The sequence below is a fragment of the Hydrogenophaga sp. 70-12 genome, assembly GCF_001897365.1.
Taxonomy (GTDB): domain Bacteria; phylum Pseudomonadota; class Gammaproteobacteria; order Burkholderiales; family Burkholderiaceae_C; genus Hydrogenophaga; species Hydrogenophaga borbori.
In genome coordinates this window covers 1-1,386 of record NZ_MKSS01000295.1, presented here as the reverse complement: position 1 = coordinate 1,386, position 1,386 = coordinate 1, and the positions used below count along the sequence as shown (strand labels likewise).

Genomic DNA, 1,386 nt, shown 5'->3' with positions numbered 1-1,386 from the left:
CCCTGTGCGTCGAGGAAGAGGCGCTCGTCGACGGCGGCCGGCGCGGTCTCGCGGCCATCGAAGGCCTGCACGCGCCGGCCGTCCCAATGCAGCAGGAACGCGCCGCCGCCAATGCCGCTGGACTGCGGCTCCACGAGCGTCAGCACCATCTGCACCGCAATCGCGGCGTCCACCGCGCTGCCTCCTTCGCGCAGGACGCGCGCGCCCGCTTCGGTGGCCAGCGGGTTGGCGGCGGCGACGGCCAAGCGCCCGAAAGACCAGCCCGGCTTCGCGGTGTAGCCGGAGGCGGCTTCGGGCTGAGGGGGCGTGGCGGGCGGCTGCGCGCAGGCCGCCAGCAGCAAGGTCAGGAGGAGGGGCGAGAGCCAGCGCTTCATGGCGCGACTCTACGCCCGAAGCACCGGCTTACCGAGGCGCCAGGCGGATCGCGCCGTCCAGGCGGATCACCTCGCCGTTGAGCATGTCGTTCTCGATGATGTGCTTGGCCAGTTTGGCGTAGTCCTGCGGCGTGCCCAGGCGGCTGGGGAAGGGCACGCTGGCGGCCAGTGCGTCCTGCACCTCTTGCGGCATGCCGAACAGCATGGGCGTGCCGAAGATGCCGGGGGCGATCGTCATGTTGCGGATGCCGTTGCGCGCCAGGTCGCGCGCGATCGGCAGCGTCATGCCGACCACGCCACCCTTGGAGGCACTGTAGGCCGCCTGGCCGATCTGGCCGTCGTAGGCCGCCACGCTGGCGGTGCTGATGAGCACGCCGCGCTCACCGGTCGACTCGGGCTCGTTCTTGCACATCGCGTCGGCGGCCAGGCGGATCATGTTGAAGCTGCCCACCAGATTGACCATGATGGTTTTGGTGTACACGGCCAGCGCGTGCGGGCCGTTCTTGCCCACGGTCTTCTCGGCCGGGGCGATGCCCGCGCAGTTGACCAGGCCCATCAGCTTGCCCAGCGACACCGCCTTCGCGACCACGGCCTGGCCATCGGCCTCGCTGCTCACGTCGCACTTGACGAACACGCCGCCGATGTCCTTGGCCACGGCCTCGCCCTTGTCGGCCTGCATGTCGGCGATGACGACCTTGCCGCCGTTGGCCGCGAGCATGCGCGCCGTGCCTTCGCCGAGGCCCGAGGCGCCGCCGGTGACGATGAATACCTTGCCTGCAATCTCCATGCTTGTGCTCCTGAGGGGATGGGTGTGCCGGGGTGGCTTTGACGTTGACGTAAACGTCAATTATGCAGTGGCGCACGATGGCCGCAGCCATCGATCTGGCCCGTGCGGGCCAGCCCGCATAATCCGGCCATGTTCTTCAACCTCCCCACCCTGCTGACCTGGGCCCGCATCGTGGCCATTCCGCTGATCGTGGGGGTGTTCTATGTGGGGCATCTCAGCCCGGCC

At 69.3% G+C, this 1,386-nt stretch carries 2 protein-coding genes and 1 pseudogene; 1 reads left to right on the top strand and 2 read right to left on the bottom strand.

Annotation, left to right across the window (positions count from 1 at the left end; all coding sequences use genetic code 11):
- Both BGO22_RS15980 and BGO22_RS15975 read right to left on the bottom strand, forming a co-directional pair.
- Positions 1-374 (bottom strand): gamma-glutamyltransferase (locus BGO22_RS15980; RefSeq protein WP_286851692.1); only part of this gene is annotated, 374 nt, incomplete at its 3' end.
- A 28-nt stretch (positions 375-402) separates the two neighbouring features.
- Positions 403-1,161, bottom strand: coding sequence for a 3-hydroxyacyl-CoA dehydrogenase (locus BGO22_RS15975; RefSeq protein ID WP_070397696.1), 759 nt, complete (start codon positions 1,159-1,161; stop codon positions 403-405).
- Between the two features lie 129 nt (positions 1,162-1,290).
- Here BGO22_RS15975 and BGO22_RS15970 point away from each other — a divergent pair.
- Positions 1,291-1,386, top strand: a pseudogene (locus BGO22_RS15970) (CDP-diacylglycerol--glycerol-3-phosphate 3-phosphatidyltransferase); the annotation flags it as partial.